General features: G+C 68.8%; 14 protein-coding genes and 1 pseudogene. 5 read left to right on the top strand and 10 right to left on the bottom strand.

The features are described 5' to 3' along the window. The first annotated feature begins 62 nt into the window (after positions 1–62). Together RKD23_RS37380 and RKD23_RS37385 are read left to right on the top strand one after the other, a co-directional pair. The gene (locus tag RKD23_RS37380; protein ID WP_424857797.1) at positions 63–2,624 is read left to right on the top strand and encodes a GH32 C-terminal domain-containing protein; all 2,562 of its coding nucleotides are present in this window, start codon (positions 63–65) and stop codon (positions 2,622–2,624) included. Positions 2,625–2,650: 26 nt separating this feature from the next. After that, the gene (locus RKD23_RS37385; RefSeq protein ID WP_424857798.1) at positions 2,651–2,944 is read left to right on the top strand and encodes a putative quinol monooxygenase; all 294 of its coding nucleotides are present in this window, start codon (positions 2,651–2,653) and stop codon (positions 2,942–2,944) included. 129 nt (positions 2,945–3,073) lie between these two features. Here RKD23_RS37385 and RKD23_RS37390 read toward each other — a convergent pair whose 3' ends face one another. The 3 genes from RKD23_RS37390 to RKD23_RS37400 all read right to left on the bottom strand — a co-directional run bounded on the left by RKD23_RS37390 (position 3,074) and on the right by RKD23_RS37400 (position 9,115). Continuing rightward, the gene (locus tag RKD23_RS37390) at positions 3,074–4,333 is read right to left on the bottom strand and encodes a PP2C family protein-serine/threonine phosphatase (protein WP_424857799.1); all 1,260 of its coding nucleotides are present in this window, start codon (positions 4,331–4,333) and stop codon (positions 3,074–3,076) included. Positions 4,334–4,536: 203 nt separating this feature from the next. Then, complete coding sequence (locus tag RKD23_RS37395) at positions 4,537–5,109, bottom strand: GNAT family N-acetyltransferase (RefSeq protein ID WP_424858425.1); 573 nt, start codon at positions 5,107–5,109, stop codon at positions 4,537–4,539. 79 nt (positions 5,110–5,188) lie between these two features. Then, on the bottom strand, positions 5,189–9,115 hold the full coding sequence (locus RKD23_RS37400; RefSeq protein ID WP_424857800.1) for a CHAT domain-containing protein: 3,927 nt from the start codon (positions 9,113–9,115) through the stop codon (positions 5,189–5,191). 539 nt (positions 9,116–9,654) lie between these two features. Here RKD23_RS37400 and RKD23_RS37405 point away from each other — a divergent pair. Both RKD23_RS37405 and RKD23_RS37410 read left to right on the top strand, forming a co-directional pair. Next, positions 9,655–12,621: a hypothetical protein gene (locus RKD23_RS37405; RefSeq protein ID WP_424857801.1), complete on the top strand. Its 2,967-nt coding sequence runs from the start codon at positions 9,655–9,657 to the stop codon at positions 12,619–12,621. 5 nt (positions 12,622–12,626) lie between these two features. After that, positions 12,627–17,216 (top strand): peptidoglycan-binding domain-containing protein, encoded by a 4,590-nt coding sequence (locus RKD23_RS37410; protein ID WP_424857802.1) that lies wholly within the window; start codon positions 12,627–12,629, stop codon positions 17,214–17,216. A 711-nt stretch (positions 17,217–17,927) separates the two neighbouring features. Here RKD23_RS37410 and RKD23_RS37415 read toward each other — a convergent pair. From RKD23_RS37415 to RKD23_RS37435, 5 genes are all read right to left on the bottom strand, one after another. Then, on the bottom strand, positions 17,928–19,778 hold the full coding sequence (locus RKD23_RS37415; protein WP_424857803.1) for a DUF6528 family protein: 1,851 nt from the start codon (positions 19,776–19,778) through the stop codon (positions 17,928–17,930). Positions 19,779–19,965: 187 nt separating this feature from the next. Continuing rightward, a complete protein-coding gene (locus RKD23_RS37420) occupies positions 19,966–20,472 on the bottom strand; it encodes an NUDIX hydrolase (RefSeq protein WP_424857804.1) in 507 nt (168 codons plus the stop codon). Between the two features lie 174 nt (positions 20,473–20,646). Continuing rightward, a complete protein-coding gene (locus tag RKD23_RS37425; RefSeq protein ID WP_424857805.1) occupies positions 20,647–21,030 on the bottom strand; it encodes a hypothetical protein in 384 nt (127 codons plus the stop codon). After that, the gene (locus RKD23_RS37430) at positions 21,027–21,467 is read right to left on the bottom strand and encodes a hypothetical protein (protein WP_424857806.1); all 441 of its coding nucleotides are present in this window, start codon (positions 21,465–21,467) and stop codon (positions 21,027–21,029) included. Before RKD23_RS37430 ends, RKD23_RS37425 begins: the two co-directional genes overlap by 4 nt. A gap of 174 nt (positions 21,468–21,641) precedes the next feature. Further along, positions 21,642–22,037 carry a hypothetical protein gene (locus RKD23_RS37435; protein ID WP_424857807.1) on the bottom strand — a complete coding sequence of 132 codons (396 nt, stop codon included), beginning with the start codon at positions 22,035–22,037 and terminating at the stop codon, positions 21,642–21,644. 238 nt (positions 22,038–22,275) lie between these two features. On the opposite strand from RKD23_RS37435, the pseudogene RKD23_RS37440 reads away from it, so the two are divergent. Beyond that, positions 22,276–22,611: pseudogene (locus tag RKD23_RS37440) on the top strand (transposase family protein); the annotation flags it as partial. Positions 22,612–22,677: 66 nt separating this feature from the next. Here RKD23_RS37440 and RKD23_RS37445 read toward each other — a convergent pair. Both RKD23_RS37445 and RKD23_RS37450 read right to left on the bottom strand, forming a co-directional pair. Continuing rightward, positions 22,678–23,247: an SMI1/KNR4 family protein gene (locus RKD23_RS37445; protein WP_424857808.1), complete on the bottom strand. Its 570-nt coding sequence runs from the start codon at positions 23,245–23,247 to the stop codon at positions 22,678–22,680. 295 nt (positions 23,248–23,542) lie between these two features. Beyond that, on the bottom strand, positions 23,543–23,764 hold the full coding sequence (locus RKD23_RS37450; RefSeq protein ID WP_424857809.1) for a hypothetical protein: 222 nt from the start codon (positions 23,762–23,764) through the stop codon (positions 23,543–23,545). Positions 23,765–24,196 lie beyond the last annotated feature (432 nt).

A 24,196-nucleotide genomic window follows, 5' to 3' on the forward strand; every position in this document is an offset into this window, starting at 1 on the left:
ACGATGACACCCCGTGTCGACGCCGTGGGACGACGGCACCGACAGACAGGAGACGAGGCACCATGAGCCCTGTTCACGCAACACGGCAGGCCCGCACCCGGCTGATCGCGGCGGTGGCGACCGTCTGCGCCCTGTCCGCCACCCCGCTCGCGCCCCGGGCCGTCGCCGCCGACACCCCGCCGTACACCGAGACCTACCGGCCCCAGTTCCACTTCACGCCGCAGAAGAACTGGATGAACGACCCCAACGGCCTCGTGTACCACGACGGCGAGTACCACCTCTTCTACCAGTACAACCCGGGCGGCAACTCCTGGGGGAACATGTCCTGGGGCCACGCGGTGAGCAAGGACCTCGTGCACTGGCAGGAACTGCCGCTCGCCCTGCCGCACGACGACGAGGAGATGGTGTTCTCCGGCAGCGCGGTGATCGACCGCGACAACACCACCGGCTTCGGCACCCGCAAGAACCCGCCGATGGTGGCGATCTACACCAGTCACCACAAGTCCACCGGCCGGCAGGCCCAGTCGCTCGCCTACAGCACCGACCGCGGCCGCACCTGGACCAAGTACCCCGGCAACCCCGTCCTCGACATCGGCTCGACGGAGTTCCGCGACCCCAAGGTCCAGTGGTACGCGCCCACGCGAAGCTGGCTGATGACGGTCTCCCTGTCCACCGAGCACAAGGTGCGGTTCTACTCGTCCAGGAACCTCAAGGACTGGAACCTGCTGAGCGAGTTCGGACCCGAGGGCGCGACGGGCGGCGTGTGGGAGTGCCCCGACCTGTTCCCCCTTCCCGTCGACGGCGACGAGAACAACGTCAAATGGGTCCTGGTCGTCAACATCAACCCCGGCGGCATCGCGGGCGGTTCGGCCGCCCAGTACTTCGTCGGCGACTTCGACGGCAAGAAATTCACCGCCGAGGACAAGGGCACCTACACCCCTCCCGCCGGCACGGTCGTCCAGGACTTCGAGAGCACCGACTTCGGCACCTGGACGACCACCGGCACCGCCTTCGGCCAGGGCCCGGCCGCCGGAGCGCTGGACGGACAGGGCGCCGTCGGCGGCTTCGACGGCAACGGCCTGGCCAACAGCTTCCACACCGGAGACCCGGCCACCGGCACCCTCACCTCGCCGGCCTTCACCGTCGACCGCCCCTACCTCAACTTCAAGGTCGGCGGCGGACGCCACGGACACACCGACGGAACCGCCCTGGAACGCGGACCCGTGCCCGAGGGAACCGTCCTCGCCGACTTCGAGGGCGGCAGCTACGGCGACTGGACGGCGACCGGCGACGCCTTCGGCACCGCACCGGCCACCGGCACCCTCCCCGGCCAGCAGCAGGTCTCCGGCTATCTGGGCGACGGCCTCGTCAACACCTTCCTCCAGGGCGACTCGACCACCGGCACGCTCACGTCGCCCGAGTTCACCCTCGACAAGCCCTACATCGACTTCCTCATCGGCGGCGGTACGCACCCAGCCTCCTACGCCGACCGCACCGCCGTCGAACTCCTCGTCGACGGCAAGGTCGTGCGCAGCGCCACCGGCACGGACACCGAGGCCCTGAACTGGGCCGCCTGGGACGTCCGCGACCTCGCCGGGCACAAGGCACGGATCAGGATCGTCGACGACAACACCGGCGGCTGGGGCCACATCAACGTCGACCACATCGTGCTGTCCGACACCAGGGCGCAGCCCGTCTCCGACGCCACGTCCGTCGACCTGATCGTCGACGGCCACGTCGTCCGCACCGCCACCGGGACCAACAGCGAGACGCTGGACTGGGCCTCCTTCGACCTGCGCCCCTACGCCGGCAAGGAGGCCCGGATCCGGATCGTCGACATGAACACCGGCGGCTGGGGCCACATCCTCGCCGACCGCTTCACCACCGCCGACGCCCCCGCCCAGTCCGCCGTGCAGCGCGCCGACTGGGCCGATCACGGCAAGGACTACTACGCGGCCGTCTCCTGGGAGAACGCACCCGGCGGCAAGCGCTACATGATCGGCTGGATGAACAACTGGGACTACGCCGGCGCCACCCCCACCACCCCCTGGCGCGGCGCGCAGACCGTGCCCCGGGAGATGGCCCTGCGCACCGTCGACGGCAGGATCCGGCTGACCAGCAGCCCCGTGAAGAGCCTGACCTCCCTGCGCGAGAGCGCCCCGGCGAGCGCCGCCGGCGTCACCGTCACGAACACCTCCCAGCCGCTGACCGCCCCCGCCGTCACCGGCCAGGCACTCGACATCGAGGCAACCTTCTCCCTCAAGGACGCCGAACGGTTCGGTCTGAAGGTGCGCACCGGCGCCGGGGGAGAGCAGACCGTCATCGGCTACGACGCCACGACACGGGAGCTGTACGTCGACCGCACCCGCTCCGGCGCCGTGGACTTCCACAGCACCTTCCCCGGCGTGCAGCGGGCGCCGCTGCAGCCCAAGGACGGCAAGGTGAAGCTGCGCATCCTCGTCGACCGCTCCTCCGTGGAGGTCTTCGGCGGCAACGGCGAGGCCGTCATCACCGACCAGATCTTCCCCGACCCCGACAGCCAGGGGGTGCAGATCTTCGCCGAGAACGGCTCGGCCCGGCTCGACCAGGCCCGCGTCTGGCACCTCGGCTCCTACCGGGACTGACCCCCGACCACGAAGGGCACCCCACAGTGCACAAGACCCTGCTCGCCGAATTCACCGCCCGCGAGGGCGCCGAGGCCGAAGTCGCCCGCCTGCTGCGGGACTACGCCCACCAGGTGCGCAAGGAGGACGGCAACCTCGCCTTCGACGCGTACACCAAGGAAGCGCGACCACGCGCCTTCTGGATCTTCGAGGTGTACCGCGACGAGGACGCCTTCCAGGCCCATCTGAACGCCCCCTACGGCGGACCGTTCAACGCCGCGCTCGCCCCGCTCATCGAGGAGGACGCCTCCGTGCTGACGTTCCTCCACCCGCTGCCCTGACCCACGGCAAACCGGGTGCGCAGGCCCCCGGCCCGGTCAGGCCGGGGGCCAGAGAGCAGACACGGCACCTCATCGGCCTGGTCGACGACGTGCTGGGCACCATGGCCGTCGGAACCTGTCTGGGCCCGATCACGACGGCTGAGGCGTGAAGCCCAGGCGGACGACGACCATGGCGATGTCGTCGTGTGCCCCGCTGGCGAGGCCGAGGCGGGCGAGCAGGGCGTCGGCGAGGTGTTCCGCGCTGAACTCGGTGCAGGTGGCGAGCGTGGAGGTGAGGCGGCTCAGGCCGGCGTCGATGTCCTCACCGCGGCGTTCGATCAGGCCGTCGGTGTAGAGGATGAGGGTGTCGCCGGGGGCGTAGGTCGATGTGGCCTGCGGGCGGGGAACATGTTCGGGGCGGGCGCCCAGTGGCGGGTCGGTGGCCTGGTCGAGCAGATCGCAGGCGCCGTCCGGGTGCAGCAGGACGGGCGGGGGGTGGCCGGCGCTGCTGTAGATGAGCAGTCTGCTGTGACAGTCGACCAGGACCTGGACGCTGGTGGCGGCCAGTGCTCCCTCGATCGAGCGGGCGTACAGCCCCAGGACTTCCAGGGCCTGGGCGGGGCCGGGGACGGTGCGGGTGGCGGCGCTCAGGGCGCTGCGGAGCATGCCCATGACGGTGGCGGCCGTCAATCCGTGGCCGACCACGTCGCCGACCGCGACGGTGAAGCGGCCCGCGGGCAGGTCGACCACGTCGTACCAGTCGCCGCACACGTTCAGGGCTCCGACCGCGGGCAGGTAGCGCACGGCGACGTCCGGGTGCTGCGCCAGGTCCGGAGTGTGCAGCATGGCTTCTTGCAGGGCGACGGCGATGCGCCGTTCACGGGCGTGGGCTTGCCGCAGTTCCTCGTTCAGCTTCTGCAGTTGCCGCGCCCGGGCGTACAGCTCGGCTTCCATGGCCGCTTCCCGGCCGGGGCTGACCGGCGGCAGGTGCGCGGTGCGGCGGGCGAGGACGAGGTCGGTCATGTCCTCGGACCGGTGGATGATCCAGGCGACCTGTCCGTCCGGGCCGAGGACGGGCACGTTGATCGCGGTCCACCACCGCTCCTTGAAGACCTCGGGGTCGTCGGCGATGGGGATGTCGTACTTCTGCAGCCCCATGTGATCCGCCTGGCCGGAGGACAGGACGCGGTGCAGCGAGGCCTTCAGCGTCGCCACCCCGTCGGCCTCCGGGTCGGCGGGGTTGTCCGTGAAGGCGTCGAACAGGTACTGCCCGATCAGCTCGCCCCGGCTCCGTCCGGTCACCTCGCAGAAGGCCGGGTTGGCATCGGCGATCACCAGGTCCGTGCCGAGCACCAGGCACGGGCTTGGAAGGGCGGCGAACACCGCCGCGTAGTCGATCTCCGGTGTCACACGCGTTCCCAGCCACGAGCTCGTCTCTTCAATCTACGTAGGGTCCGCCTCCTGCGCTCCCCCAGAGTGGTCGGGTAGCCGGATCACGTTGCCGTGACCCCGTCCCTCAGACCCGAACGACACCCTCACATCACCCGATCCCGACTCGGCCCCCTTGCCGCCTCGGCGTCCTCATCCAGCCGGACGCGGCCTGTAACGGCCTCCTAGCGGGCTGGGGCCGGCACGGTCGACGGCTGCCACTCCCGCCTGAGCAACCCGAACACCCACGAGTCGGACACCTCGCCGTTCACGATGCAGTCTTCCCGCAACGTCCCTTCCCGCACGAATCCGATCTTCTCCAGGACCCGGGCGGATGCCACGTTGCGCGTATCGGTCTCGGCCTGCACTCGATTCAGGTCCAGTGTGTCGAATGCCCACTGCAGCAAGGCGTGCGCAGCCTCCGTCGCGTAGCCGCGACCCCACATCGCGTCGCCGAGGACGTAGCCCAACGACGCGCTGCGGTAGTCCGGGTTCCACCCGGTCAGGCCGCACCAGCCGACGAATGCCCCGTCAGAAGCACGGTCTATGGCCACCCGCGCCCCGGTGCCTTCGTCCGCCATCTTCCGGCACATCGCGATGAAACGCTCCGCACGGGCCCGGTCGTTCCACGGCGCGGAGTCCCAGTAGCGCAGCACGTGGGCGCTGCTGTGCAGCGCGAACAGGGAGTCCGCGTCGGCGTCGGTGAAGGGGCGCAGTCGCAGGCGAGCGGTGCGCAGTGTGGGAGTGGCCAAAGTCATGCGCACCATGCTGCGTCCTCACAGGGCGGGCAGAACACTGAATATCCGTCCCGGTCCAGTTGTGGTGGAGCGTGGGGTTTCAGGCTCCGGCGTGAAGATGCGCCGCCCACACGGAGGGCGCCTGCCTCCGGTCATGGCCGGGTGCCAGGTCGTGGCCGTCTCGTATGCGCCGTACGGCCTCATGGAGAGCGCGGGCCGCCCGGTCGGGGTCCAGCGCGGTGGAGTCGGACTTCAGGCCCTCGTAGAACGCTTCGGCGATGCGGACGGCGATCCTGTCGTCGATGCCCCACAGGGTGCCGATCACGTGCGGAAAGCCGGCGAGTTGGAAGGCGGAGGTGAGGTGAATGGCCTCGTCCAGCAGGTTGGTGGTGTCGATGGCCGCGGTGCGGCAGGCAGAGAGGTACGCCAACTTGGCCTGGTCGAGAGCCACTGGGGCGAGGCTCTGCACGGTGAGGGGGTCGCTGTCGTGGTCGTGGAGCAGCAGCAGGCTCTTCGAGGGGTCGGTGGGGTGGCTGGCGCCGTGGCAGGCGAAGTGGGCGATCGCGCAGTGAGGCAGGTGCGCGAGGACGTTGGCCTTCGTCGGCGTGGACGGCGTGGGATCCGCAGGCGCGTCGGTGGGGTCCGGCTCACGCAGTAGCACGGAGTCGGGCAGGCGCGCCTTCAGCATGGCAGCTTCGGCATCGACGAAGTGCAGTCGGCCGGGCACCTGCGGAGTGGTCGGCATGGCGACGATCAGGGCCTCGGCGGCGGTGGTGCCGGCTGCCTGCCGAGAAGCGCGCTCGCGGGCGTACCGTAATGCGCGCACGGTGGGGGTGTATGAGGAGACCACCCGGTCCATGACCGTACGCCTGTGCGGATCGTCGGCCGGGTCGCTGTGATGTCCCGCGGCGTGCAGGGGAAGCAGACCCAGCAGCCCGCCCGGCGCCCACCACACCCGAGGCCAGGGTTCCTGCTGCTCCCCGCTCGTTGCGGCCGCGGGCCGGCGGTCATGTCCGAGGGCTTCCAGCACCGGGCCCGTGGCAGCGTCCCATAGCCACCGAAGGACCGCGAGGAGTGTCTTCTGCGCCTGTTCCCGCTCGTCCAGGTCTGCTCCCGACCTGGCGAGATGCAGTGCTTGCCGGAAGGTGTTGACGGTGTCGACCACAGTGCGCGGGACAAGGCGGGGGAGGGCCAGGCTGGTGATGCCCTGGGTGGTGAGGAGCAGGGCGTCGCTGCGGTCGGTATGGACGTTGAACACGACCACGGGGCCCTGGGAGGCCTCGGCTTTGAGTTCGTCGATGCTGGGGCCGAGGCCGAAAGAGGCAAAGCCGTCCTGGCTCTGGATTTCGGCCAGGGTGGCGTTGAACTCCTCTGCCAGCCGGTGCCGGTCTCGCGCTGTGCGCTCCTGGCGCGACTTCAGCGAATCGCCGGTGTCACTGTGCCCGGTGGAGACAGGGATGCTTGCGGGCTGGTCGAGCCGCTTGCGTTGCTCGGCGAACCGACGGGCCAGCTCGGGATGGTGCTCGCTGAGATCGGTCAGGTCGCTGCGGGTGTCAAGCGCCTGACTGAGCAACACCGCACGGCCCGCCTCCAGCAGTCGCAGTGCTCGTTCCGCCCGCTCGGTCGTGCTCCCGCCCGGTGCGGCGAGCGCTCGCGCGGCGGCAGCACCGGCCAACCCGGCGAAGCTGCCGATGGCGTGTTGCTGGTCACCGCGCTCCAAACGGCGTGGCACCACCTGAGGCAGCAGCCGGACTGCTGCCTCCGTCACGTCAGCCGCCCGCTGGGCATCACCGGACCGGGTCAGGAGGCCGGCCGCTGAGATACCTGCCTGGATGCGGACCGAGGGAGCGGCCGAATCCGCATCCAACGCCTTCAGCCAGGCGTTCACCGCAGCGGTCAAGTCTTCGGCCCTGCGCGTCCGTCCGTACCGGGCCTGCAACGCGATCGCGAGGTTGGACTGGCGAGGTGCGAGGTCGGGATGGTCGGCGGGGGTGGCGTTCACGGCCTCGTGGAAGCGGCCGATGGCCATGTCCAGGTCCTGCGCCGCACTGGTCCGCTCGAACCGGGCCTGCAAGGCGGTCCCGAGGTTGGACAGGTACATGGCACGGCTCGGGTGGTCGACGGAGGTGGTGTCCACGGCCTCTTGGAGGTGGTCGACAGCCTTCTGAAGATCCGTGAGCGCACCAAGCCGCTCGGACCTGGCCTGCAGCGAGATCCCGAGGTTGGACAGGCGAGGCGCGCGTTCGGGATGGCCGACGGGGGTGGTGTCCACGGCCTGTTGCTGGAGCTGGACGGCGGTCTCCAGATCCGCCACCTCACCCGTGCGCTCGTATCGAATCCGCCGGGCGTCCGCGAGGTTGGACAGGTACCTTGCATGGCTCGGGTGGTCGGTGGAGGTGGTGTCGACGGCCTGCTGGTGCCAGTGGACGGCGTTCTCCAGGTCCGCGACCGCACCGGTCCATTCGAACCGGGCCTGCAACGCGATCCCGAGGTTCGACAGCATGGCCGCGCGGTCGGGGTTGTCGACGGGAGTGGTCTGCACCGCATCCCGGTGGCGATCGACCGCAGAGTCCAGATCCGCTACCGCACCATTCCACTCGAAACGGGTCTGCAGCGCGGTCCCGAGGTTGGTCAGGCGCGCTCCGCGTTCGGGGTGGTCGGTGGGAGTGGTGGCCACGGCCTGTTGGTGGTGCTGGACGGCGGCCTCCAGCGCCGCCCTGGCGCCGGTCGTTTCGTAGAGGATCTCCAGTGCGGCGCCCAGGTGGGACAGGTAGCCCGCGCGGCTCGGGTGGTTGGGGGGAGTGGAGTTCACCGCCTTGCGGAAGCAGTCGACGGAGGTCTTCAAATCGGCCTCGTCACCCTTGCGTGAGAACCGGCCCTGGAGCGCGGTGCCCAGGTTGGACAGATAGGCCGCACGGCCGGGGTGGTCGTCGGGGGCGGACTCGACCGCCTTTTCGAAGCAGTCGATGGAAGTGTCCGAGTCGGCTTCCACAGCGCTGCGTGAGAACCGGGCCTGTAGTGCCGTGCCGAGGCTGGACAGGATGGCCGCGCGTTCGTGATGAGCGGGCGCGGTGGCCTCCTCTGCCCTGCTGAAGCAGTCGATTGCGGCGTCCAAGTCCGCCGCCGCGGCATTTTCCTCGGCATTTCCCTCAGCTCGACGCTCCAGCGCGAGCCCGAGATTGTAGAGGGCAACCGCACGGTCGGGGTGGCCGGCGGGGGCGGTGTCCACGGCCTCTTGGAGGCGGCCGACGGCGGCCTCCAGATCCGCCGCCACACGGTTCCGCTCGAACCGGGCCCGCAAGGCGGCCCCGAGGTTGGACAGATACATGGGACGGTCGGGATCGTCGAGGGGGCTTGCCTCCACGCCCTCTTGCAGGCGGGTGACGGCGACATCGAGGTCATGCCTCACGCCTCTGTGCTCAAATCGACGCATGAGGGCGATCCCGAGGTTGGTCAGGATTCCCGCGCGGTCCGCGTGACCGACGGGGGTGGCCTTCATCGCCAGCCGGAAACAGTCGATGGCGGTCTCCAGGTCCGCATCGGCCTCACCCCGGTCGAACCGCATACGCAGGGCTGATCCCAGGTTGGACTGGTATCCGACACGACCGGGGTGGTTGGCGGGAAGGGTCAGGAGGATGCGCCGCCACAGGTCCACCGTGGCGGAGAGCAGATCCGGCTCCGGCGACAGCTGCGCGTGCTCGAGCATCTGGTGGGCGTGCAAAGCTGAAGCTTCGGCGAGGTAGGGCAGCAACGGCTCCGGCAGATCAGCGAGACCGGCAACGAAGCACAGGGTGAATGCCTGAACAGCGGACTGCAGTTCTTGCTCTCTGGTGGGCCGTGCATGAGAGCGGTACCAGTGGAACCATCCGAGGACGAGACGGATTTCCAAGTCGTCCTGTGCGGGGAGTAGATCTGCCAGTTCCCGGGCTTGGCGGACAGCTTCCACTTCGAATACCGAGGCGAGATCGCCCGTCTCCTCGACCTGCCGGAGCCGTGCCCGCATTGCCGCCAGTGCTTCCGAGCGCATGACCCCCCCAGGTGCCTTACCTTCCGTGATGCTAGTGGAACAATCCGTGACGCGGCAGAGCGCGCATCGGATAAGCCACCGGTCGAGCGGGCCGGTGTCAGGGGGCTGTTCGGGGCGGGCCTTGAGCGACTCGGTTGAATCGTCGACGAGTTGATGCCGGGTCTTCGGTTCCCCCCGTACGGGGTCCAGTGGCGGGAATCCGACGCGAGAGTGAAGATGAGGGTGAGGTCAGCGGCGTCGTCGCGACTGTCCCACGATTCTCACGACCTCGATCGAGGCGTTTCCCCATGGCATTCCACACCGCTCGTCCTGCCGTCCTGCGACGCTTTGACGAGATGCGCGACCATTCCGGCGGGGGCCATCACGGTGGTGGGCACGGCGACGGCCGGGGTGATCGCTTCGACGGAGACTTCCGCGGGCACAGGCCCGACCGGGACGGGTCCTTCGACGGAGACGACGGCGGCCGCGGTCCCCGTCCGAGGCCCTCGGAGCCGGGCCGTCCAGAGGACCCCGGGGACGCTTTCGAGGGACCCTTCCGCGTGGTGCGGCCGGCGGACATGCTCGTCGTCGACATCAGCCTGGTCAATCTGCGCTTCGACGGCCGCCGCCTGGTGCCGCGGGATCCGGGTGGACCGGCGTTCGTCCTGGCCGGACTGCCGCCGCAGCACGTCGTGGAGCAGGCCGTCCTGGCAGGGAGCACACCTCCGCCCGGCCCCGTAAAGGCCATCATCTGCGGGCCGACGACACTGGCCTTCTCGCTGCCGGCAGACGTGGACGGCCTGGAGCTGTCACTGGAGGCGTTGCTCGACTGGGAGCGGCTCGTGCCGTTGACGGTTCCGGTCGGTCTGCAGAACCCGGACGCCCCTGGCTCGACGTTCTTCCAGGGTGTTCCCAGAAGCGTCATCGAGTTTCCCGCACGGTTGCTGATCACCTACGACGAGCCGGTGGACTGGCTGAGCCGGCCGGAGCCCCACGAGTCCGACGGACGTACCGCGTTGTGGCACGCGCGACTGCACGGCACTCAGGACGGAGACGTACTGCTGCGGGCCTTCGCGGCGGTCGGCGACCGGGGCCCGCTCCTGGTGGACGGCCCGCTCACCGCCGGGAACCTGGACGACCTCGTCACCCTCACCAGCCGGGCCGAACTCGTCGTCCCGGGCGACGGCCCCATCGATGTCCCGAGCGCACCCTTGCACGTCGAGCAGTTCATGGTCACCCCGCTCGGGGCGTCGGTCCACTTGCACGGCGTCTGGGAGGCTCCGCACGAGGACGACAAGACCCGGTACCTGATGGCCGGGCGGCCCTTCCCCGAGCTGGAAGCGTACGACCACATCGCGGGCCTGGGGCGCGACCAGTACGTACGCGTGGTGACCCGGGGCCGTTTGACCACCGGTCACCGGGCGTCGCACGTGCGGGAGTTCCGGCGGGTGTTCGTCGCCCGGCCGAACGACGGAATCGTCGCCTACTTGCAGCAGGAGGACCGCATCATCGTCAAGCAGCCGGAGGTCCAGTACGGGCAGGGCACCGGTTTCACGTTCGCGGGGCGGGAGATGCCGTTCGGCAGTCTGCGCATCACGGACCGCACGACTCCGCTGATCCAGCCGCCTTCGACGACGCAGCGGGACGAGACCGATCCGAGGAAGCCACTCAGGGACCGCGACGCCTTCTGGGTGAGACTCCTCGGCACCGGGGCCGACCACCAGTTCACTCTGATCGGCACGGACTGCGAGGGCAGGACGGTCAGCTTCCAGATGCCGCTCGTGTTCGTACCCGACGGACTCGTCGATCCCGAGCCCCAGTTGGCGGCACTGTTCGCAGAAGTCCCCGGTCGCATGACCTGCCAGTTGGGCGGCCAGGTGATGGCCATGGCGCAGCCTCCGGCCGATGCCCCCGGCAGTACCAGCCACGCGGTCAGCACCCTGACCTTCGGGCTGGGAAGCATCGCACGCAACGCCGGCGAGCAGGACCGTCACGTGGTCGGCCGGCCCTACGTACGGGCGGCGACCGTACACGTCCCCGCCGTGGAGGAGTTCCTCCCGAACGCCGGTGACGTGCAGGTCAAGTTCAACGGCACCTACCTCCAGCAGACCATGGAGAAGCACCCGGCAGGCGCTTACCTCCAGCTTGAGAACCCGATCCCGCTCGCACTCGGGACCGAGCAGGCCGGCGGTGTCGCCAGCCCGAAGACCGTCCTGAAGCTGATCACCGCGCAGGCGGGCGTCGTTCCGGACCTGTACAAGACGGATGCGGCCGGGGCGGTGGTGGGTGCCCTGGACGTCAAGGACATCAGGGAGGCGTTCGGCGGAGCGAAACTGCTCGGTACGATCCCCCTGGACAAGTTCCTGCCCGCCATCCCGGACGACCAGCTCGGGGCGCTCCGGCAACTGGGCGACGAGCAGATCGAGGCCATCCTGCGGGCCCCCGACGGTCTGCTGCCCGCTCCTGTTCTGCGGGTCCGCGACCTGGTGGACGGGCAGGGCAAGGAACTGCGCTACGTGTGGAAGACCAAGCTGGGCGAGCGGCCCGATCCAGGGGCCGGCGAGTCGCTGCTTCCCGTCATCATGGACAACGCCATGCTGACGCTGGACGCCCGGACCGTTCGTTCGCAGGACGCCGTGGACAAGTCCATGGTGCAGGGCAAACTGACCGACTTCGCACTGGACTTCGCCGACATCGCCCGCGTGCACATTTCGGAGCTGACCTTCACGGCGGGCGCGGGGAAGAAGCCCGACATCACGGCCAGCGGCCTGGAGCTGACGTTCGTCAACGACCTGGAGTTCATCAACACCCTCCGCAGCGCGCTGCCCGCCGACGTCTTCGGAGCCGGAGCCTACGTGGACGTCACCGCCCATGACATCCGGGCCGGCTACAAGTTCGCGCTTCCGGCCCTGGAAATCGGTGTGTTCAGACTGGCGAACGTCTCGCTCACCGCCGAGCTGGTCATCCCCTTCGAGGGCGACGACGGTGTCTCGTTCCGCTTCTCCGTCTCCGAGCGAGAGCACCCCTTCAACGTCACCGTGTCCCTGCTCGGTGGCGGCGGCTATTTCTCCATGCTCGTCGGCACGAGGGGTGTGCTACAGATCGAGGGGGCCATAGAGTTCGGCGGCGCCGCGGCGCTGAACATCGGGGTCGCGCGCGGCGGGGTCTCGATCATGGCGGGCATCCGCTTCACGCTGCGCAAAGGAGAGAACGGGGAGCCCGACACGGTCTCCCTCAGCGGCTACCTGCACTGCAGCGGCTTCCTGTGCGTGCTGGGCATCGTCACGGTGTCCGTCGAGTTCTACCTTGAACTGACCTACGAGAAACACGGACACCAGTCGGTGGTCCGTGGAAAAGGCACGCTCACCGTCAGCGTACGGATCGCCTTCTTCAGCAAGTCCGTGACCCTCGAACTGGAGCGCAGCTTCTCCGGGGCCCCGGGCGACCCGACCTTCGCCGAGTGTGTCCCGCTGGAACCGTACTGGCGCGAGTACTGCGAGGCGTACGCCCCCCAGCCCCATGGGTGATGTCCATGTCCCTCGAACAGCACATCAACTGGACGGTCCTGCCGGCCGGGCTCTCCGACGACGGCACCCAGGTGCGCGTCTCCGTCTTCGTGGCACCGCGGCTGCAGCCAGAGGGGACGAACGCGACGCTGGCCGAGTTCCCCGACTTCCTCCGATGGCCAGAGAAGATCATGGCGGCCACCTTCGAGTTCGCCACCGCCGACGGCAGCGTGACCCCACCCGTGCCCGCATCCTTCACCGGTGCGCTCGCGCCGCAGGGCCCGGCGCCCGACATGGATCTGTGGACGAGTCTTTTCCACGAGGGCACCCCGTTGGAGCCCTACTCGGGCGATGCGCCCCAGAGGGACATGCGCAGCTACTCGGCTCAAGAAGTCCGCGGTTTCACCAAGCGCGTCTACGGCACTGCGGCGAAGGACCATCCCGAGGCACCGCCCAGGACGAACGATCTGCTGCGCGCTCAGTCGGCTGCCCTCGTGGGCGAGGGACCGACGCTGGCCACCGCCGCTGAGGGCGGGCCCGACGTTTCTCGTGACGGTGCCGTTCCTCAGGAGCTGGCGAACCTGGAAGCGTTCCACAGACCCTCGAACGCCGACGGGTCCGCAACCGGCGTGCCGCCCGGAGCCGAGTCGCTGGCTCCCGTCCAGCCGCCCGCCGACGGACAGCCGGGGGCCGGTCCTGAGGAGCCCTCACGGCAGCCGTCCCTCGACTTCCATACGATGCTCACCTCGCTCGGCGACCATCCTGTGCTGCTCCGGCGCCTCGGACTGGTCCTCGACTTCGTCCTGCCGGCCGACCTCCCCGAATCGGTGGGCGGCGAGCGGTTGCTGACCGTCATCCCCCGATGGGACCCGCAGTTGGGTCCCCGCTCGCACGACGTGCCCTGCTTCACCCGCTACTTCTTCGGCGTCGACCCCCTGCCCTCGAATCCGCCCGCGCCGGGCCGCCGGCTCTTCCTGCCCGCTCAACCGCAAACCGGCGGCGACCCACTGGCGTCACCGTCGCGCGGCCTCGTCGCGCTCACAGCGACCGACTTCTCCGTCGAGCAGGGGGACGTCGACGGCGCCGCGCTGAAGATGCTGCGGGCTCCCGAGGACGCCAGAGGCCTGTCCCCGATGCGGGCCCAGGGCATCTCCCTGATCAGAAACAGCCGTATGGGCGTCCTGCAGGAAGAACTCGGCCGGGCGGACGAGCACAATCAAGCCTTCAACGAGGTGGTCGGACAGCAGCGGACGCAGCGGGAACAGCCCCCGGGCGGCGAGGCGGGAGGTCCGGGGGCCGCGGAACCGGCCCCGGCCGACGGTCAGCACCAGCCCACCGCCCCCATACTCGCCGCCAAGGACCTGGTCCGCGGCCACCGGATCGACATCTGGGACGAGCAGCGCAGAAGCTGGTTCTCGCTGCACGCCCGCGAGGTGGAATACCGGCGGCCCGAGGACGGGCCACTGCTGCTGACGGCCGCCGACGAGGGCTTCTTCCAGGCCCACCTGGTCTCACCGCCGAACGACGCGGCGCTCTACGTACCCGAGCCGCTGGCCGTCTGGCGCGGATGGTCCCTGTCCGCGCCGCGCCCGGGTCTCCTCCTGGACACCGCGGAGGGAGACCCCGACAACCACGAAGCTCCCAACGCTCCGGTGGCACCCCGCAACGAGGCGCCGCCGGGACTGCCGTTGGAAATCGTGATCAAGGCGGCACGCGGTTCGCTTCCCCCACTGCGGTACGGCCACGCGTACCGGGTGCGGCTGCGCACGGTCGACCTGGCGGGCAACGGACTCAGCCTCAGGCAGGCCGACGCCTTGATGCACCTGCCCGACCTGGCGGCCCCTGAACGGCCGCTCGTCTTCCAGCGGTTCGAGGCCGTGCCGGCGCCGGCAGTGGCACCGCGACGGCCGCTCGCCGAAGGCGCCTCCACCTTCCGGATGGTGATCCGCAGCAGCCCGGGGGACCGGCCGCCACCGGCTGCTCCTCCCGACACCGTAGGAGGCGGAACGAGGGTGGTCGTCCTGGCCAATGTCCGGCACCATCTGACCAACGAGGACATCCGCGTCGTCCAGTCGGCACTCATGGCCATGGGCCACCCCCTCCTGGGTGGTGCCGACGGCGACTTCGGCGACCAGACGAAGGCCGCCTATGCCGCAGAGCAACGCAGCCAGGGCTTCTCCGGAAGCGACGCCGACGGCACACCCGGCTGCCAGTCCCTGACCGAGCTGGGCCGCAAGGCCGGCTTCACCGTCGACTGCGGCCCCGGCTCACAGCCGGCCCCGACAACCGGCATTACGGCGGAGAGTTACGCCGCGGAGTTCAACCGGTCCTCGCTGGTCACCGACCAAGGACACGTCCCCTACCAGGGCGTCGACGAACGCCATGTCGTCGCACCGAAGACATCGCTGCAGTGCGTGGAATGGCACGGCCTGCTGGACGAGGCCATCGGCTCCACCGACCACGCCGTGCAGGACGCCATCTACGAACTGGCCGTACGCGAGAGCGGCTCCCTGGACGATCCGGGCCCGGACGTGCGGCTGGAGCCCGTCGACTCACCGGCGGCGGACCCCGACCACCCCGCGGTGACCGCCCTGCACACGGGCGAACAGGTCGACATGCGTGGCCTCCCCGATCCATTGGCCCGCGGAGCCGCCCTGTTCGACCTGCCGGGAATGCCCGCAGGACAGCCGTTCCTGGTCCCCTGGGACGGCGACGTCTGGCACCGTCCCAAGTCCTTCCGGCTGAGGCTGGCCGAAGGCACCGGGCCACCCCACTTCGACGAGGCGTCCCGGGTCCTCACCGTGTCGCTGCCCAAGGGTGCCGTGGCCACTGTCCGGGTGTGCTCCGGCATCGACTTCGACGCGGACCTCATGGGCATGGCCTCATGGTCCCGGGCGGCGGCGGGGGAGAGCGAGGCGGAGCGCACGAAGACCGACCGCGCGCTGGAACTGGCCGCGGAGAATCGCCACTGGATGTTCACTCCCTGGCATGAGCTGACTCTCGTCCACGCGGTCCAGAAGCCGCTGAAGACGCCGGTACTGCACCTGCCTCCGCCGACGGAAGAGCGCGCTCAGAACGCGACCGCCGAACATCTCGCCGGCACCATCGCGCTGGACGAGAACAGCACGGGCCGGATCGATCTGGTCGCGGAGTGGAGCGAGGTGACGGACGAGGGCCCCGACGGGACCGTCACCCGGACGATGACCGCACCGGTGTTCGGACTGCTCACGGCGAGGGCCGTCCCCACCGGCACACCCGGCCCGGACCCCGTCCTCCTCCGCGACGGCGTACTGACCTTCAGCACCAAGGCGGCCGAGGACAAGGTCACGGCCGACGGGGTCCCGCCCCTCCTCACGAAGCACGAGTTCGGTGACACCAAACACCGCGTGGTCCGCTATCGCCCGCTGGCGGGCAGCCGGTTCGGCGACTACTTCCCTCTGCCGTTCGCCGAGCCCGGCCGGGGCGAGCTGACCGTACAGGGCGCCGCGCAGGAGTACTCGGTGCCCAGCAGCGCGGCGCCCACCGCACCGCGGGTCCTGTACTGCGTACCCACGCTGTCCCTGGACCAGGCCGACGGGCCGTCCGGTGCCATCGTCCGACGCAGGCGCGGCGGAGGCATCCGGGTGTACCTCGGCCGCCCCTGGTTCTCCTCCGGCGAGGGCGAACTGCTGGGTGTGGTCCTCGGCGAGCCGCCCGGCGGCGACCCGACGTCCGCACGCGACGCCTGGGTCACCCTGATGGGCCGCGACCCCATTCACCGTTCCGCGCCCGTCGTGGCCCCGACCCCGGACGTGTTCACCAACGCGGTGGGACCGCCCAAGCCACTCGTTCTGTCCGCGCCCTCCGGCCCGCTCCCCGTCACGGTCGTCGGCTTCGCCCCGCAGTTCGACCCGGACGAGAAGGGTGGACGTTGGTTCTGCGACCTGGAGCTGGACACCGGGGACACCTGTCTGCCCTTCGTCCGGCTCGCCCTGGTCCGCTACCAGCCCCACTCCATCCCCGGAGCCGAGATCTCACCGGTCGTCCTCGCCGACGTCGTCCGCACCCTGCCCGACCGGGAACTCACGGTCAGCCCCGGCCGGCCGCTCTCGGTGAGTCTCACCGGCCCCTCCTGGGACCCCACCGGCTCCCTGCCGCCACAGATCACCGCGACTCTCCAACGCCGGCACGGCGTCATCGGCGACGAAGACCTCGGCTGGGTCACCCTCGAGGACACCGTCACCCCACTCACCTCGGTCGACGCGGAGTCGTCCCACACACCGTCCTACCGGGGCGAGATCGACGTGGCTCAGGTGCGGCGCGGGGCACCCCTGCGTCTGCTGGTCATGGAGACAGAGGGCATCCCCACCGACGGCCCCACCCCCTTCGCGCCCCAGGGACCGGTGATCTACTGCGACACCGTCGACCTCCCGTCCGGACACGACGGCCATCACGACGACCGTCGGCACGGCGGGCGCGACGATGACGGCGAGCACGGCAGACGCGACGGCGATGGCGAGCACGGCAGGCGTGACGGCGATGGCGGGTTCGGCGGGCTTGACGGCGACGGCGGGTTCGGCAGGCGTGATGGCGACGGCGGGTTCGGTGGACACGGCGGCCCCGACGGGGGACGGTGAGGACCACGACCGGGCACACCACCGGCGCGACTCGGTCCGCCATCGCGGACTCAGCGCCGATGGAGCACTCCATGTTCCGCGTCTACGGGACCTCCACTGGGTGAGAGGGGGCATCGGTACCCGATGCCCCCACGGCGAGCCGAGGGTCGCGGCCCGCAGGAGGTCGCACACTATCGACTCGTCCACCAAGCGGCCCCACCCCGTCGTACGGTCAAATGCACTCCACGGGAGCGGAGTTCGAAGTGCGGATGCTGCTCGCGTGTGTCAACTCGTCTGCTCATGTCATCTGTTGTAGATGAACTTTTCAAATTGCCACAATACGGACACTCGTGGCGCCTTGTGCTGGCGGTAGCCCTCTTCCCTCGTACCCGGTTGCGCCATTCCGGCTCGCGGTCATGCGGGCGCGGACGAACCCGATTCCTCTCCGGCGGGCCGAGCGGGGCGCCTGCCTCGTCGCCGCTGCCCGCTATGAACACGTTGCGACCGTTGATCGACCCCGCAGTGCGAGCAGCGGCGTTCAGGTGCTCGTCCTCGACAACAGCGCCTCCACCCCGTCGGGTGCAGCGCGGCGAATCGCCGACGCCGTTCCGGCTGTGCCGCTGGCCGAACGGACCCAACCGGTCACTGGGCCGGCCGTAGTTCTCGTCCGCCCAGCACCGCGCTCCGGCGGCGTGCCGCCCGTCCCCCGTGGAGACGGGCGGCGGCGCGGCGTCAGTTGTAGCTGGGCACCATCCAGCGCGCCCGGTAGTACTGGGCGTAGGTCTCGCGCCAGAACTCCTCATGGCGACCGGTGGAATCCACGAAGGTGATCGCCGGCGTCGTCCAGGTGGCGGCACCTGCGACGGGCGCGTGGCAGGCGGTGGGATCTCCCGCGCAAGTCGTGATCACGGTGCCGGAGACCGGGTCGTTGCCGACACTCTTGGCCATGCCGCCCTTGTTGACCAGCGGTTCACGGGTGTAGTCCGTGCACCAGCGATTGGTCTGACCGTCGGGTGCCGTCGCGGAGGTCGGCCACCGGGACGAGGTGTAGCAGGGCGTGGCCCCGGACTTGGAGAACTGGACGATCCCCGAGTTGGACGACACCCACATCCGGTCGGGGTTGCCGTAGACGGGCTCGAGGTCGTGGCCGTAGGCCAGGGAGGACCCGTTGGGGTTCAGCGGCAGGGCGAAGGTCTCGGATTTCTCGAGCTTCCCGGTGCCGCTCGTGTACGAGTATCGGACGAGTTCGCTCGCCCCGACGGCCCACAGCGAGCTGGTGTCCGGGTCGTACAGCACGCTGTGGGCATCGGCCAGCGCTTCGGTGTCCGAGGCGGTGGCGTAAGCACCAGGCGCGTTGCCGATCGCGCCCTGGGCCTTGGTGTAGACCTTCACCTGGCCGGTTCTGGACAGGGCCACGGCCACACTGCCGTCCGGCAGGAGTTCCACGCCGTGCAGGTTGGTGATGGAGCTGACGCCGACGTTGATGGCGAAGCGCGCCCCCGACAGAGCCGGGTACGGGACGACGGTGACGAGGCCGCTCTGCCCGTCTCCGACGACCAGGACCTGCTGGCCGCTGCGTCCGGACGCGGCGTATGCGCCCGCGGGGCGCAGCCGGTGCTCCGTCCCGCCCGCGAACGGGGCCCGGAGCAGGTCGCCGTAGGGGTCCTGGAAGGAGTGGTACGCGTCGGGGACCCATCGCTGGTAGGGGCCGGTCGCCGGCCACAGGGCGGGGTTGTAGGAGTCGTAGAACTCCAGCGCCGAGCTCGTGGCGGGGTAGCCGCCGTAGTTCACGGCGTACTGGTCGGCCGCGCCGATGACCGACGCGCCGGGGTTGAACTCCACTTCCAGTGTCGGCGTGTTGTAGGCCAGGTGGCAGGCGAAGTCGGTGGCGTTGGGGTTCATGGAGCAGAAGTCCTTGTACGCCACACTGCCGGACTCGCCGGCCGACAGGCGCAGGCCGTGGTTGGCCAGTGCCCCGGACGCCCATGCCTTGACCATGGCGGTCACGTCGAGCCGCTTGATCCCGTTCGAGGTGTCCGGGTCGGAGTCCACCGGCTGGTCCGGGCAGGTCGGATGTCCTATGCCGAAGTTCGCGGAGCTCTGGTAACCGGCGCTGAGGGCAGGCTGGTTGGCCCAGGTGATGGTGGACTGGCTCCAGGCCGCTGCGACCGGGTCGGCGTACATCCACCAGCCGTCGCAGGAGCCGGTGAAGGAGTTGTACAGCCGCAGGCTCGCACTCTTGATGTTCGCACCGCGCAGCTTGGAGACGTCGAACTGCAGGAAGCTGCGGTACTTGGTCGTGCCGTTGTCCGGCGTGCCAACGTGTAGAAGCTGCCCCCCGGAGTGGTCAGCGTCGTTCACGTTGGTGATGTAGGTGTCCTGCATCCGCGTGACGATGTTGCGCGGGCCGCTCTGGACGAACGGGGAGACAGCGGGGGTGACGGCGTAGGCGGCGGGCGCGGGGGCCGTGGGGGCATGCGCGGCGGTCTCGTCGCCTGCGGGAGCGGTCACCAGCGAGGCGGCCAGTCCGGCACCGATCAGGAGCGAGGCCAGGCGAGGAAGTCTGCCTTTGTGGCGAATCATGCAGGGATCTCTCCGGTGGTGAGGGAAGCATGACAGAAGACGAACGGATAAAGTTCGTGTCACGAACGAGATGATCCTAGCCTCGATCTCTCGTGACGGTCCGTCGGTTTGTTCGGCGGAACCGTTTCGCTCACCGATGCGGGACGCCGAGCCGCGGCACACGAACTCCAGCAATGCGCACGACAGCTCACGTCGCTCCCGGCCGCCCCGGAAGAGCGCGATATCGGTCGAACGCCTCGCGAGCATCCGGAACGAACTCCCGATGCCGGACCAGGTACGTCAGTTCGGACTCAGTCAACCAATCATGCCAAGCGACCTCCGAGGGGTCGGGCTGAATCGGTTGCGTGACGACGACCTCATGCAGACCGAGCCAATACGGGCTGATCACGCCGTCGCACAAGAACTTGAACAGGAAACGAGGCCGGGCATGAACACCAAGCTCTTCCACCAACTCCCGCGCAGCAGCATCCTCATACGACTCGGCCACGTCCACCGCGCCTCCGAGCATCCAGTTGATCTGTCCCGGGAATCGAGTGTCATCGTCTGGACGGCGGTGGACAAAGAACCTCCCTGCACGGTCGCGGCACACGATCGTCGATATGCGATGCAGCCACCGGTGACGAATCGCCTCCCCCCTCTCCACGACAGCGAGTACCTCGTCACGCTCGTCAACCCGCTCAACCAGTTCACCCATGAGGCACACGATGGCAGAGGGAACCAAGTGACTTGTCATCAACGTCCCTCGACTCGCCCGGCTGAGCCTCCACTCGGTACGGCGCCGGCGTCACGCTCGCGGTCCGCGGTCCAGTGAGAGTGCCTTGGGGCGGCGGCCAGCAGGTTCGAGACCTGGCATCCGTTCAGCTTCGACTCAGCCGCCGAGCAACGTCGCCAGCGTGTGCCCTACGGACGCCGCGGAGGCCAGGAGTCCCGCAACCGCCCCTGCGTCCTGTAGTGCCTGGCGCAGCCTGGCCAGCCGCCCTGGCGAGGCGTGGCCGGTCGTCGTGATCTCGTCCTCGACGCTCGCGAGTACCTCGTCCAGGGCATCGGTTTCGGGGCTTGGGACGAGCCGCTGCAGATCGTCACGCAATTGCCTGACCCCGGCCAGCAGTTCGGCGACATGCGGGTCCGCCGGCTCAGCACGGCCACTCTCGTTGTGGACGGCATAGGAACTGTTGGTGTTGCTGATGGCCCCGATCAGGCCACCGACGACCTTCTGGCCGAAGTTCAGATCGCCACCGCCGCTCCTGCTCATGCGACCCCACCCTCTTCCACGGCCTCCGGGGCCGGCGTTTGCATCGTATTGGCCGCAGTGTCGGCGGGCGTCTGCTGCGTGCTCGGCTGCTGAGTCGCTGACTGAGTTACTGCCTCACGGATCTGACGGATCTGACCCAGCTGTTGGAGTAGGGCGGGTGCTGCGGCCCCAACCGTCAAGGCACCAAGTGCCCCAGTCGCCTGACCGCTCGTCCCGAACGCCGTGGCAGCAGCCCCGCCGAGAACCAGTCGCGTAACCGCGATGGCCGCCACGGGCGGCAGGTCGATGAAGTTGAGGAAACTCGGAGGATTCTTGCGCTTGTTGCCCGTCGGCGTCAGCCGCGCCGCACGCCATTCGCCCAGCCGGTTGAAGAAGGCGACTGCCTCGATCAGCGCCCCGCCCGCCCCGCCGATCAGCATGTACTCGATCACCGTCACGGTTGTCGCCCTCCCCGCCCATGCCGAACGACCGCGTCCCATGCTGCCACTGCAACTGCGCGTCCCTCAACGGTCCAGCCGGGCCTGCGTGCTCGTGCCGGATGCTGATGCTTGGCCAACTCCCGGCTCCTCATGGCTGGTTGAGAACCGGGACTTGCGGGTTGTTGCCGTTCTTTAACCTCCGTCCACGATGTACGGCGGTGACGGTCGGTTCCAGATGGCGTCGGAACGGCTGATGATCTGTCTGAGCTGGCGGGCGCTTCGGGGCGACAGGGCCTGGACCACGGTGTCGAGGAGAGCGCGGGCTTCGAGGGGGTCACCACAGCAGTACCAGTGCACGTTGCCCCACTGGTAGTCGTGCCACAGCTCCTTCTCGGGGCGGTGGACGTAGTCCTTCCACATGAACACGGCCGCGGTGACGTCCCCCGGCTGCAGATAGTTGCGGCTGCGCTCGAGCCGGCCGATCTCAGCCAGCGTGCGCGGAGACAGCCCGTCGATGACCCGCGTTGTCCGTTGTGTCCGGCGGCGGGGAACACCACCCCGGACGTGTCGCGGCCGTCTACGCGGCATGGCCCTTTCGGTGTGTTGTCATGCCGCACATGGTGCCACGACCTCGAACGAGTCTCGAACGGGTTCCCTGGCCTGAGGGTTCACCGGACAGAGGGGCGGCCTTCGTCTGATCATGTGCTCCGAGCAAGATGCAGTGACCATGACGAAGGCGGTATTGACTCGCCGGACTGCCGGGCCCATCAGCATGCCATCGGAGCTCGCAGGAGTCCGCCGCGGATTCCGAGGAAACGTACCCGGCCTCTCGCCCGCGCTGCCCGGCCGCACTCACGACCTGACCGAGGCCCGCACACGCCGCATCATCCGGATCTGCGAACGCCAGGGTGTTCCCGTGCCCGCCGACCGCGCCTACATCGGGGCCAGCCCCTGGGTGACCACACCGATCAGACGGCTCCCGAACCGGGACCTCACCACGACCCAGCGAACGATCAACCGGGCCCTGTCGGCGGCACGGGCACCGGTCGAACGAAGCATCGCAGGGCTGAAGTCCTGGCAGATCTTCCGCCGGGCCCGCTGCAGCCCCAACCGCATGACCGTCATCGCCGCAGCCATCCTCACCCTGGAACGTCAACGCTGATGAATCTCAGTGCCGTACCAGGGTGAGGACGATATGACAATGGCCGTCATCCAGTCGGGAACCGTCTCACGACCAGACAAGTCGACCTTCGGTGAACCGACAGACCGGGGAGCTTCCACCGGCGATCCTCGTCAGCGTCTCCGCTACGGAGTCGAAATACTGGGCCATCGATTCGTACTCGCCCGTGACCGTGGGGTCACCCACGAACCAGCGGCCGACGCGCCCGTCCCGCACATCGATGAACTTTCCCATCCAGCCGTCCTGGTCCGACAGAAACGGGATCCACTCGTTACGCCAGAACGGATTGTCCGGCTGGTCCGGAGGGTCGAATCCACCAGACCTGGATCGGTTCGCGTAGAGCCTCTCCATCGCCCTGATACCCAGGAAGAAGCTTCCCTCGTCTGGAAACCCGTCGAAGCCGCAGCACATCACGTCGTCGTCGAAATCTTCCTCCGGCAGATCCAGATTGTTCTGCAACAGCCACGTCCGCAGGTCCCCATGAAGGGAGATCCCCATCCGTTCCTCGGCTGCCGCGAGCATCTGCTCCGTAGCGGGCCCCGGCAGATCCGCGTGATCGGCCGGCGCGTGCTCCCGAAGAAGATTCATCACACGCGACCAACTCTCAGCCACACTCATTGCGCTCTGCCCTCTGCCCTCTGTCCTGTCTACAGGGATGTCTCCGTCCGACTACGCCACTGCGGACGTCGGGAAGTACTGGCCGGAGAAGCTTGCAGGGATGGTACTTCGAGCATACGTTCCATCCCTCCCCGTGATCATCTTCCGCCCCGAAGCGCAGGGCCGGCCCCTCAGCGAAGTGACCGCCAGCAACTTTTCACAGACAACCCACCGTGCCCGGCCGGCCCAGCCGAGGGGCTTCCAGGGCTCAAGCGAGGGCTACGGCGTCACCCTGGAGTGGCAAAGCTGAGAACGCTCACTCACCGGGATGACATTGATGCCCGATCAGACCGAGCGCCGTCAACACAGCGACACACAGTGTCATCCAGCCGATGAACGCGCCGCCGCCGTACAGCACCGCACCGGCTACCGGCGCCCCGGCCTCGTGCGAAAGTGCCCCCGCCACCACCGCTACCAGCAGCGACGACACGAATGACAAGAGCGTGAGAAGTACCTGAACGGAAAAATTCAGCCTCACCAGTCGATCCCTTCTCAAAGGTGGTCGACCAGTCGGCGGGCAGCCTCAGCTCGACCACCGGTTGCGATGGCCTGCTGAGGCTCTGCGACGATTAGAGACTCATCGTGCTCATTGCATGTCGAGCGGAGCACTGTCCCCCATCGGACACGTCGCCAGTGCTCTGCGGCTCTCGAATGAGCAACAGGGAGCCTAGCGGGGGGCGTTGAAGATCGCCACCGTCCGAGACGGAGCTGACGGACCATCCTGGCGAACTACTGGACTGTGCCGCAGACATGCGCTCTTGCGCGAGTTGGCCTAACGTGCTCTGCCGCTATTAGAAATTCACTTACTCCTGTCGAAGATGGAAAGCAGCTCCGTCCCGCCTCCGCATGCAAAGTGCCCCAAGACGAACCCTGCGGCTCACTTAGGGGCTGCTTCGTGGCAGGACCCCCT

It is taken from the genome of Streptomyces sp. SAI-170 (assembly GCF_049739565.1).
GTDB lineage: Bacteria > Actinomycetota > Actinomycetes > Streptomycetales > Streptomycetaceae > Streptomyces.